The organism is Streptomyces sp. NPDC004561 (assembly GCF_053602155.1).
Window position 1 is genome coordinate 1 of the sequence record NZ_JBSGDB010000323.1, and the last position, 10,402, is coordinate 10,402.

Annotated in this window: 8 protein-coding genes and 1 pseudogene; 7 read left to right on the top strand and 2 right to left on the bottom strand. The window is 68.8% G+C overall.

Features of this window, described 5'->3' with window-relative positions; all coding sequences use genetic code 11:
* From ACWEN3_RS32045 to ACWEN3_RS32055, 3 genes and pseudogenes are all read left to right on the top strand, one after another.
* Positions 1-2,886, top strand: a 2,886-nt coding sequence (locus tag ACWEN3_RS32045; RefSeq protein WP_452977881.1) for an RHS repeat-associated core domain-containing protein, incomplete at its 5' end; no start/stop codon positions are given.
* Positions 2,883-3,263 (top strand): hypothetical protein, encoded by a 381-nt coding sequence (locus ACWEN3_RS32050; protein ID WP_452977885.1) that lies wholly within the window; start codon positions 2,883-2,885, stop codon positions 3,261-3,263. The genes ACWEN3_RS32045 and ACWEN3_RS32050, both read left to right, overlap by 4 nt.
* Positions 3,264-3,273: 10 nt before the next feature.
* A pseudogene (locus ACWEN3_RS32055) lies at positions 3,274-3,459 on the top strand (PH domain-containing protein); the annotation flags it as partial.
* 155 nt (positions 3,460-3,614) lie between these two features.
* On the opposite strand, the gene ACWEN3_RS32060 reads toward ACWEN3_RS32055, so the two are convergent.
* Positions 3,615-4,808, bottom strand: a complete 1,194-nt coding sequence (locus ACWEN3_RS32060; protein WP_452977888.1) for an extracellular solute-binding protein — start codon at positions 4,806-4,808, stop codon at positions 3,615-3,617.
* A 178-nt stretch (positions 4,809-4,986) separates the two neighbouring features.
* Entirely contained in the window at positions 4,987-6,423 is a 1,437-nt protein-coding gene (locus ACWEN3_RS32065) for a gamma-aminobutyraldehyde dehydrogenase (RefSeq protein ID WP_452977891.1), read from the bottom strand.
* A gap of 206 nt (positions 6,424-6,629) precedes the next feature.
* Between ACWEN3_RS32065 and ACWEN3_RS32070 the strand changes: the two genes are divergently transcribed.
* From ACWEN3_RS32070 to ACWEN3_RS32085, 4 genes are all read left to right on the top strand, one after another.
* Positions 6,630-7,151, top strand: a complete 522-nt coding sequence (locus ACWEN3_RS32070) for an Lrp/AsnC family transcriptional regulator (protein ID WP_452977893.1) — start codon at positions 6,630-6,632, stop codon at positions 7,149-7,151.
* Entirely contained in the window at positions 7,136-8,518 is a 1,383-nt protein-coding gene (locus tag ACWEN3_RS32075) for an aspartate aminotransferase family protein (protein WP_452977896.1), read from the top strand. The genes ACWEN3_RS32070 and ACWEN3_RS32075 overlap by 16 nt, the downstream gene beginning before the upstream one ends.
* A gap of 189 nt (positions 8,519-8,707) precedes the next feature.
* Complete coding sequence (locus tag ACWEN3_RS32080) at positions 8,708-9,448, top strand: ABC transporter ATP-binding protein (RefSeq protein WP_452977899.1); 741 nt, start codon at positions 8,708-8,710, stop codon at positions 9,446-9,448.
* On the top strand, positions 9,430-10,402 hold a 973-nt coding region (locus ACWEN3_RS32085), incomplete at its 3' end, for a hypothetical protein (protein ID WP_452977902.1). The genes ACWEN3_RS32080 and ACWEN3_RS32085, both read left to right, overlap by 19 nt.

The following is a 10,402-nucleotide window of genomic DNA, read 5'->3' on the forward strand; positions in this document are numbered from 1 at the left end:
ACGGCCGTGATGCGCTACGGCTACGACACCACCGGCAACCTCACCGAGGTCATCAACTCCAGCGGCAGGCCCCTGCGCTTCACCTACGACACCGATAGCCGCGTCACCCGCTGGACCGACCGCAACGGAACCTGGTTCTCGTACGTCTACGACGAGCGCGGCCGGGTGGTCCGCACCGAGGGCGTCGACGGCATCCTGTCCGGCACCCTGACCTACAACGACACCGCCCGCACGACCACGTACACGGACTCCCAGGGGCACGTCTCCATCCACCGCCACAACGCCGAAGGCAAGGTGGTGGAGGAGACGGATCCGCTGGGCCATGTCACCCGTACAGTGTGGGAAAAATACGGCGCCAAGCCGCTGTCGGTCACCGACGCCCTTGGCCACACCACTCGGTACACGTACGACGACGCCGGTAACCTCACCGCCCTGGCCCTCCCCGACGGCACGTCGGCCCGGGCGGAGTACAACGCACTCGGACTACCGACCCAGGTGGTCGAGCCGGGCGGCGCGGTCTGGCGGCACACGTATGACGAGCGGGGAAACCTGCTGACGGCTGTGGACCCGCTAGGCGCCGAGACTCGGTACACATACGACACGGCAGGCCGGCCCACGGCGATCACTGACGCCCTCGGACACGCCCGCACCGTCGCCTACGACGACGCCGGCCTGCCCTTGGTCCTCACCGACGAGCTGGGCCACAGGACGACGATCCGCCGTGACCCGTTCGGCCGGGTGGTCGAGTTGGCGGACCCGCTCGGGCACCGCACCCGCCTGGGCTGGACTGTCGAGGGCAGGCCCGCCTGGCGTGAACACCCCGACGGCAGCCGTGAGTCGTGGACCTGGGACGCGGAAGGCAACCTGCTCTCCCATAGAGACGCAGCCGGCAACACCACACACCACACGGTGACGCATTTCGACGTGCCCGCCACTCGTACCGACCCGCACGGCGGGCACTATCAGTTCACGTATGACACGGAACTTCGTCTGACCGGCGTGACCAACGCACAGGGCCATACATGGTCGTACGTCTATGACGCGGCCAACCGCCTGGTGAGCGAGACAGACTTCAACGGCCGCTCCCTTACGTACACGCACGATGCCGTGGCTGGCCTGCTGTCGCGAACCAACGGTGCAGGCGAGACGACGTCCTTCAGCAGGGACACATCCGGCCGTGTCCTTGAAGAGCGGAGCGGAACAGACAGCGTCACGACATATGCATACGCCCCGACCGGGCAGCTGGCGCGCGCCGTCGGTGCGGACGCCGAACTTGTCTACGAGCGTGACGCGCTCGGCAGGGTGTGTTCGGAGGCCGTGAACGGGCGGACGACGACATACGCCTATGACGCGATGGGGCGGCGAACCCGTCGCACGACTCCTTCCGGGCTGACCTCGCACTGGAGCTACGACCCCGTCGGGCGTCCCACCGGGCTGGACTCCGATGCGGGCAGCCTAACGTTCACCCATGATGCGGCCGGCCGCGAGACCGAGCGCCGTCTTGGCGATGGCACGGTACTCAGCCAGAGCTGGGACGCGGCCAACCGCCTCAGCGTCCAGTCACTGACTTCGGCGTCGCCTGTGACCGAGCCTGGCCACCGCCTCCTGCAGTACCGGGAGTACGCCTACCGCGCAGACGGCTACCTCTCCGGCATCCGGGAACTCACGGCCGGAACGAAGGACTTCGACCTCGACGGCACCGGCCGCGTCACAGGTGTACGTGCTCACGGCTGGACGGAGACGTACACCTACGACGCGGCGGGAAACCTGACGCACGCCACCGTGCCCGTTTCCGAGGTGTCGGGGGAACGCGAGTTCGCCGGCACACTCATCCGGCGCGCTGGCGGCACCACCTATGAGCATGATGACCAGGGCCGGCTCGTACGCAAGACCCGTCGACTCCTCAATGGGCAGCGACACGTCTGGACGTACTCCTGGAACGGGGAGGATCGCCTGACGGAGGCGGTCACACCGGACGGCAACCGCTGGCGCTACTTCTACGACCCTCTGGGCCGCCGCGTTGCCAAGTCGCGGGTTGCGGACGACGGTTCGCCCGTCGAACACACGGATTACACCTGGGACGACACCCGCCTGGCCGAGCTGACCACCGTCGACGGCATGACGACCACCTGGGAGTACGCTCCAGGCACACATCGTCCGCTCACCCAGACCGACCACCGGCCCGGCGTCCGCACAGGGGAGCAGTCCTTCCTGGCCCGACTGGCCGAGGAGACGGTCGCGGATCACGTCGCTCGCTTCCACGCTGTCATCACTGACGCAGCGGGCACACCGACCGAGCTCGTCACGATGGACGGCGCCGTGGCCTGGCAGCAACGCACCACCCTCTGGGGTATTTCCATCGCCCCCGGGGCTGGGAGCGAATCCATCGATTGCCCGTTGCGTTTCCCCGGCCAGTACGTCGATGCCGAAACGGGACTGCACTACAACTTCTTCCGCTTCTACGACCCGGAAACCGCGCGTTATCTCTCGCCCGATCCCCTCGGCCTCGACCCCGCGCCGAATCATCACGCCTACGTTCCCAACCCCTTCCGGTGGATCGACCCGACAGGGCTGGTTAAGTGCACTCAGGAGGCGCTTGACAAGGCCTTCGAGATGGACAATACGCCCCGGAAGCTGGAGCATGTGATTGATCCCCCGAAGCATGGTTTTGAAGATATAGTGAAGAACTCGGGAGGGCGCTCCGAAGCGTTCCGGCGCATCCTCAACAGCCTCGGAGAAGGCGACGACCTCCCGGAATCCGGCGGCTTCGTCGTCGACCGTACAATTGACGGGGAAACGGTCACTATCCGCGGCGCCATGGTCAACGGGATACCCCGCGTCGGAACCGCGTTCATCAAAGACAAGTTCCCAGGAAAGACACCATGACGGACCACTCTCCCAGCAGACCTCTCTCCCCCCTCGAACACCACATCCTCACCAAGTTGCTCTCGCCGGAATTCCCCGGCGCACAAGAACTGAGGAACCAAGTTGCGGAGACCCGTGTCATGGGACACTGGGGGGCCGACTCTCCGAGCATCGATCTGGAAGTGCCGGCTGGTACCCCGGAAGCGCGGATCGGTGACGGCCTCATCCCAGCCACCGGCACGGTCACGGACGACTCGGGAGAACTTGTCGGAGAACTACTCCTCTGGGTGAGCGGCGGAAGGCTCTCGGCTCTCGAGTTCTCGTGGTACTGCGATGCCGCTCCGACAGAACTGCCGGATCCCGACCACGTCATGGTGAGGGTTGAGCAAGGATCCTGATGCACCGCGAATGGATGACGTATCTACAGGGCTCGCGTTTCCTTCGATCGCCGTCACAACGGAAGGATTGCGACCGGGATCGATAGTTGGCACTAGAAGATGTTCGTGGCCTGCTCTGCTGCGAATTAGGGTGGATCTTCGGCGGAGCGTTCCGGTGCGCCGGTCCACGTGGCACGGACCAGTTCCACAGCCCGCGGAACAAGACTCCCCCATGGACGTCTCAGCAACCTCGATAGTCGAGGAAGAGACGGTCACACACATCGCGTCCCACTTCCGCCATGACAACTGGTGCCAACCATCCCATTTTGAGCCGACTAAAGATCCTCGTCGCACTAGGACACCGCCCTCCCGTCACAACCCCACGATCTGGTTCCACCGCTTCGAGAACTCCACCCGTTCCGTGGACGTGATGTCGCGGGCGATGGCGAGGCGGGAGCGCATCGTCGAGTCCGGGAAGATCAGGGGGTTGTCGGCGAGGGCCGCGGTGTCCTTGTCCTTGGCGGTGGCGAGGACCTCGCGGGCCGCCGGGACCGGGCAGACGTAGTTGACCCAGGCGGCGAGCTTCGCGGCGACCTCGGGTGCGTAGTAGTAGTCGATGAGCCGCTCGGCGTTTGCCTTGTGGCGGGCCCGGTTGGGGATCATCAGGGAGTCCGACCACAGCTCGGCGCCCTCCTCGGGGACGACGAAGCGTATGTCGGGGTTGTCCGCCTGGAGTTGGATGACGTCGCCGGAGTAGGCCTGGCAGGCGAGGACGTCCCCGCTGACCAGGTCCTTGGTGTAGTCGTTGCCGGTGAACCGGCGTATCTGGCCCCGGCGCACCTGCCTCTCGACCAGGTCGCACACCCGGTGGAAGTCGTCCGCGGTCCACTTGGTGATGTCCACGCCCTCGCCCTGCATCAGCAGCGCGAAGGCCTCGTCCAGGCCGGACAGGAGCGTCACACGGCCCTTCAGGTCGCTCGCCCAGAGGTCCTTCACATGTCGGATCTCGCGGCCGAGCCTGCGGCGGTTGTAGGCGATGCCGGTGATGCCCGACTGCCAAGGCACGGTGAACTCGCGACCCTTGTCGAAGGCGGGCGAACGCAGCAGCGGGTCGAGGTGCTTCGCCACGTCCGGCTGGCGGGCCCGGTCCATCCGCTGCACCCAGCCGAGCCGGACGAACCGCGCGCACATCCAGTCGCTGACGACGATCAGATCGCGGCCGGTGGACTGGTGGTTCATCAGGGCTGGGCTGATCTTGCCGAAGAACTCGTCGTTGTCGTTGATCTCCTCGACGTAGTTCACGGAGATCCCGGTGCGCTTCTCGAACGCCTCCAGCGTGGGCCGGCGGTTCGGGTCGTGGTCGTCGGTGTCGATGTACAGCGGCCAGTTGGCCCAGGTCAGCTTCCGGTCGGCGGCGGACTCGTCGGCGACGGCCCGGTCGCCGGGCGCGACATAGGCGGCGGGCACCCCGCAGCCGGCGAGGGCACCGAGCGCGGCGGTGCCGCCGAGGGCGCGCAGGAGGGAACGGCGGGGCAGCACGGACGTACGCGATGAGGTCTGGGGCACCCCGGAAGGATGCCGCCCCGCTCGGCGCGGGGACAATCGACGCTGCGTCGAGCCGCGACCCGCCTCCCCGACCACCTTGTCGATCAGGGCGGTTGACGCCTCGTCGGGGCATGGAACACACGAAGCGGCCCCGGACAGGGAAGGTGTCCTGTCCGGGGCCGCTCGGTGGTGCGACCGGTCAGTCGAGGGACGTCATCACGTGCTTGATGCGGGTGTAGTCCTCGAAGCCGTACGCCGACAGGTCCTTGCCGTAGCCGGACTTCTTGAAGCCGCCGTGCGGCATCTCGGCGACCAGCGGGATGTGGGTGTTGATCCACACGCAGCCGAAGTCGAGCTTCTTGGACATGCGCATCGCGCGGCCGTGGTCCTTGGTCCACACCGAGGAGGCGAGGGCGTACTCGACGCCGTTGGCCCACTCGACGGCCTGGTCCTCGTCCGCGAAGGACTGGACGGTGATGACCGGGCCGAAGACCTCGTTCTGGACGATCTCGTCTTCCTGCTTGAGGCCGGAGACGACGGTCGGGGCGTAGAAGTAGCCCTTGTCGCCGACCTGGTGGCCGCCCGCCTCGACCTTGGCGTGGGCCGGGAGCCGCTCGATGAAGCCCGAGACCTGCTTGAGCTGGTTGGGGTTGTTCAGCGGGCCGAACAGCACGTCCTCGTCGTCCGGCTGACCGGTCTTGGTCTCGGCGGCCGCTTTCGCCAGCGCGGAGACGAACTCGTCGTGGATCGCCTCGTGCACGAGGACACGGGTCGCGGCCGTGCAGTCCTGGCCCGCGTTGAAGAAGCCCGCCACCGAGATGTCCTCGACGGCCTTGGCGATGTCGGTGTCCTCGAAGACGACGACCGGGGCCTTGCCGCCGAGCTCCAGGTGGACCCGCTTGACGTCCTTGGACGCGGACTCGGCGACCGAGATGCCGGCGCGCACGGAACCGGTGATGGAGGCCATCGCCGGGGTCGAGTGCTCGACCATCAGGCGGCCGGTGTCGCGGTCGCCGCAGATGACGTTGAAGACGCCCTTGGGGAGGACCGAGCCGATGATGTCGGCGATCAGGACGGTGGACGCCGGGGTGGTGTCGGACGGCTTCAGGACGACGGTGTTGCCCGCCGCGATCGCCGGGGCGAACTTCCACACGGCCATCATCATCGGGTAGTTCCACGGCGCGACCTGGGCGCAGACGCCGACCGGCTCACGGCGGACGATCGACGTCATCCCCTCCATGTACTCGCCGGCCGAGCGGCCCTCGAGCAGCCGGGCCGCACCCGCGAAGAAGCGGATCTGGTCGACCATCGGCGGGATCTCCTCGGAGCGGGTGAGCCCGACCGGCTTGCCCGTGTTCTCCACCTCCGCCGCGATCAGCTCCTCGGCGCGCTCCTCGAACGCGTCGGCGATCTTCAGGAGGGCCTTCTGGCGCTCCGCCGGTGTGGTGTCGCGCCAGGCCGGGAAGGCGCGGGCGGCGGCCTCCATGGCGGCGTCGACGTCCGCCTGTCCGGACAGCGGCGCGGTCGCGTACGCCTCGCCCGTCGCGGGGTTGACCACCTCGGTGGTCCGTCCGTCGGCGGCGTCCCGGAACTCACCGTCGATGTAGTTGCGCAGACGACGCAGCTCGGTGCTCACTGCCGGCCTCCTGATCTGGTTCGAGGGTTCGAGCTGTTCAGCCGGTCCAGCCGGTTCCGGCTGTCCACCCGCTGAGACACCCCACCCTAATCGGCGCACCCACGTTTTCAACACCCCCGCCGCAGCGAGTTCTGCGAAATCCGCACGGTTCGATCCCTCAAACAACGAATTTCATCGGTCGGGCCTTGCGAAACTATCGAGACGTCGTGCAGAGTGAGGCCGTGGCCAGTCGAAGCGCAGACCAGAGGGACTCCACCCGCGAGTCCAGGAACGGCAACAGTCCCCAGCTGGACGCCGTCTCCCTCGCCATCATCCAGCAGCTCCAGGAGGACGGCCGCCGGCCGTACGCCGCGATCGGCAAGGCCGTGGGCCTGTCCGAGGCGGCCGTGCGCCAGCGCGTCCAGAAGCTGCTGGACCAGGGCGTGATGCAGATCGTCGCCGTCACGGACCCGCTCACCGTGGGCTTCCGCAGGCAGGCGATGGTCGGGATCAACGTCGAGGGCGATGTCGAGTCGATCGCGGACGCGCTGACCGCCATGTCGGAAGTCGAGTACGTGGTGATGGCCGCGGGCTCGTTCGACATCCTCGCCGAGATCGTCTGCGAGGACGACGACCACCTGCTGGACGTCATCAACAAACGCATCCGGGCCCTGCCCGGTGTGCGCTCCACCGAGAGCTTCGTCTACCTCAAGCTCAAGAAGCAGACCTACATGTGGGGAACCCGATAACCGTGACCGAGAAGGACCTCAGCCGCACCGCGTACGACCACCTGTGGATGCACTTCACCCGCATGTCCTCGTACGAGAACTCCCCCGTCCCGACCATCGTGCGGGGCGAGGGCACCTACATCTACGACGACAAGGGCAAGCGCTACCTCGACGGTCTCGCCGGTCTGTTCGTGGTCCAGGCCGGTCACGGCCGCACGGAACTCGCCGAGACCGCCTTCAAGCAGGCCCAGGAGCTCGCCTTCTTCCCGGTGTGGTCCTACGCCCACCCCAAGGCCGTGGAGCTGGCCGAGCGCCTGGCCGACCACGCCCCGGGCGATCTGAACAAGGTCTTCTTCACCACCGGCGGCGGCGAGGCCGTCGAGACCGCCTGGAAGCTCGCCAAGCAGTACTTCAAGCTGCAGGGCAAGCCGACCAAGTACAAGGTCATCTCGCGTGCGGTCGCCTACCACGGCACCCCGCAGGGCGCCCTGTCCATCACGGGTCTGCCCGGTCTGAAGGCGCCTTTCGAGCCGCTCGTCCCGGGCGCGCACAAGGTGCCGAACACGAACATCTACCGCGCGCCGATCTTCGGTGACGACCCGGAGGCCTTCGGCCGCTGGGCCGCCGACCAGATCGAGCAGCAGATCCTCTTCGAGGGCCCGGACACCGTCGCCGCGGTCTTCCTGGAGCCGGTGCAGAACGCCGGCGGCTGCTTCCCGCCGCCGCCCGGCTACTTCCAGCGCGTGCGCGAGATCTGCGACCAGTACGACGTGCTGCTCGTCTCGGACGAGGTCATCTGCGCCTTCGGCCGCCTCGGCACCATGTTCGCCTGCGACAAGTTCGGCTACGTCCCGGACATGATCACCTGCGCCAAGGGCATGACCTCGGGCTACTCCCCGATCGGTGCCTGCATCATCTCCGACCGCCTCGCCGAGCCGTTCTACAAGGGCGACAACACCTTCCTGCACGGCTACACCTTCGGCGGCCACCCCGTGTCGGCGGCCGTGGGCCTCGCCAACCTCGACCTGTTCGAGCGCGAGGGCCTCAACCAGCACGTGCTGGACAACGAGGGCGCCTTCCTGCAGACCCTGCAGAAGCTGCACGACCTGCCGATCGTCGGCGACGTCCGCGGCAACGGCTTCTTCTACGGCATCGAGCTGGTGAAGGACAAGCACACCAAGGAGTCCTTCAACGAGGAGGAGACCGAGCGCGTCCTGTACGGCTTCCTCTCCAAGGCCCTGTTCGACAACGGCCTGTACTGCCGTGCCGACGACCGCGGCGACCCGGTCGTCCAGCTCGCCCCGCCGCTGATCTCCAACCAGGAGACCTTCGACGAGATCGAGCAGATCCTCCGCGCCACCCTCACGGAGGCGTGGACGAAGCTCTGATCATCCGACCGGATGATCGACCCGGCCCCGGCGCCGCCCGTTCGAGTGAGAACGGCGGCCCGGGGCCGTGTGCTGTCCGGCCTCCCCGCGGCGGCTGCCTAGCGTTCCAGTGACCGACCGGCCCAGTCCTCGTTCGCCCGTACGGGGGATCGGACACGGGAAAACGGATCAGAACCGAGGTGTACGCCCATGGAGGCCCAGCCGGACAACGACGTGCTCTGGGCACGCTCCCTGCACTTCAGGCACCCCGACGGGTCGCCCGGACTCTCCGGGATCTCGCTCGGTGTGCGGGAGGGCGAGATCCTCGCCGTCAGCGGTCCCCGAGGCAGCGGCAAAACGACTCTGCTGCGCTGTCTGTCCGGCCTGGCGCCGGTGGGCGGCGGCGAGGTGTGGTTCAACAGCTCGCCCCTGCACACCCTCGGCCCGATGCGCCGTGAGCGGCTGCGCCGGGACCGCTTCGGCTGGATCGACCCCGAGCCGGCCCTGGTCCCCGAGCTGAACGTCTGGGAGAACGCCGCGCTCCCCCTGATGCTGCGCGGCACCAGCCGCCGCCGGGCCAAGACCGCCGCGCTGGAGTGGCTGGAGCGGCTGGACGTCGGCGACCTGTCCCGCAGGCGCCCGCACCAGCTGCAGCAGGCCGAACGCCAGCGCGTGTCGATCGCCCGGGCGCTGGCCACCGCCCCCAGCGTCCTCTTCGCCGACGAGCCGACGGCCCCGCTGCACCGCGCCGACCGCGCGCACGTCCTGCGGACCCTCACCACGGCCGCCCGCTCGCACGGCATCACCGTGGTTCTCGCCACGCACGACGCCGACACCGCCGCGCTCGCCGACAGCACGGTGGCCCTGCTGGACGGCCGGCGCGTGCGGACCGTGCATCTGCCGGAAGCCGCCGACACGGAAGGCCGGGCCGCGTGCTCGCTCTCCGTCTGACCCGCGCGGCCCGGCCCGCCGTGCAGCTGCGCCGCCTGCTGGTGACGGCCGCCTCGGCGGGCACCGCCTTCCTCGTCCTGTCCTGCCTCGGTTACGCCCTGAACCACCCCGAGGCCGCGGACACCGCCACGCTGCGGCTCGGCTGGTGCGCGGTGCCGGTCGCCGCCACGGTGTACTTCGCGCTCGCGGTCGCCCGCGCCGACCCCGCCACCCGCCCGCGCCCCGGCCTCTCCGCGCTCGGCCTCGGCCCGGGCCGCCTGATGGCGATCTCGGCGCTGACCACGGCCCTGACCACCACCCTGGGCTCGCTGCTGGCCCTGATGCTCTTCTTCTACCTGCGCGGCGATCTGACGGGCATCCCCTTCCACGGCGCAGCGGCGCAATTCCTGGCCGCCGACAAGCGCCTCCCCCCGGCGGCGACCCTGACCCTGCTGGCCCTCCTCCCGGCCCTTGCCTCGGCCACGGTCGCCCTCGCCCTCCGCCCGAGGGACCCCCGCCCGGCCGGTCCCGGCACCGCCCGCAGGTACGGCCGTTTCGGCGCGTACGGCAACTCGGTGGACCGGGAGACCTTCGGGGCGTACGGCAGGTTCGGGGCGCGGTTCGGCCGTCAGCCCACGGGCGGCCGCCGTTCCGCGGCGGACGGCGCCCCGCCGGCGGACGGCGACGCGACCGAGCCCATGCCCCCGGCTCCGGCCGCGGACCTGCCCGAGCCGGGCTCCGTCCCCCGCGAGGCACCCGCCGGCCTCCCCTGGGGCATCGCCCTCCTCGCCGCGGGCCTGGCGGCCCAGGCCTACGCCGGTGACGACGCGCAGACCCCCTCCCTCTCCACCCTCCCCGGCCAGGCCCTGGCCGTCCTGCTCGGCTGGCTCCTCACCGCCGTCGGCCTCGTCGTGGCCGCCCCGGGCCTCACCCACCTCTGCGGCCGCCTCCTGCAGGCCGTCCGCCCGGGCGCCC

Bases quoted from the DNA above. Each gene is read 5' to 3' on its own strand.
- ACWEN3_RS32080 (WP_452977899.1), top strand. From the start codon at position 8,708: ATGGAGGCCCAGCCGGACAACGACGTGCTCTGGGCACGCTCCCTGCAC.
- ACWEN3_RS32050 (WP_452977885.1), top strand. From the start codon at position 2,883: ATGACGGACCACTCTCCCAGCAGACCTCTCTCCCCCCTCGAACACCAC.